The following is a 532-nucleotide window of genomic DNA, read 5'->3' as shown; positions in this document are numbered from 1 at the left end:
GTCCTCGCGCTCGATGGTCACCCCGGCCGAGGAGAGCTGCTGCGCGATGCGGTTGATGTCCGTCGTGTCCTCGCCGACGGCGGTGACCACGAGGTTCTCCTGCCCGGCGAGGAGCTCTCGGACCTGGATCACCCCCGGGGTCGACAGCGCCTCGTTGGCGAGCGCCGACCGCTTGCTCACGGGGGCCGTACAGGTGAACTGCGTCGTCACCTTCCCGTTCGAGTTCTCGTAGTCGATGTCGGCGTGGTACCCCCGGATGACTCCCTGCTCCTCCAGTCGGTTGATGCGGTTGCGGACCGTCGCGGGGGTGACGTCCACCTCCTCGGCGATCATCGGCGCGGACGTGTCCCTCGCGTTCATCCCCAGGTAGTAGAGGATCCGACGGTCGATCTCGTCGGGGCGGTACGTCATGGCCCCAGCTACTGGCTATCCGGCCAAAGACGTTTTGCCCCTCACACGACGACGCCCCGTGCCCGAGGATCGTTTCGAGAAACGCGGATTCGAAACGACTCAAATACGTATACCGCACTTA

At 65.0% G+C, this 532-nt stretch carries 1 protein-coding gene; it reads right to left on the bottom strand.

Annotation, left to right across the window (positions count from 1 at the left end; all coding sequences use genetic code 11):
• A partial coding sequence (locus tag EXE45_RS17630; RefSeq protein ID WP_137695098.1) for an Lrp/AsnC family transcriptional regulator occupies positions 1–411 on the bottom strand: 411 nt, incomplete at its 3' end.
• Positions 412–532 lie beyond the last annotated feature (121 nt).

The sequence above is a fragment of the Halorubrum sp. SP9 genome, from assembly GCF_005435015.1.
GTDB classification, from domain to species: Archaea; Halobacteriota; Halobacteria; order Halobacteriales; family Haloferacaceae; genus Halorubrum; species Halorubrum sodomense.
The sequence above is the reverse complement of the archived record's forward strand: the minus strand, read 5'-3'. Positions and strand labels throughout refer to the sequence as shown.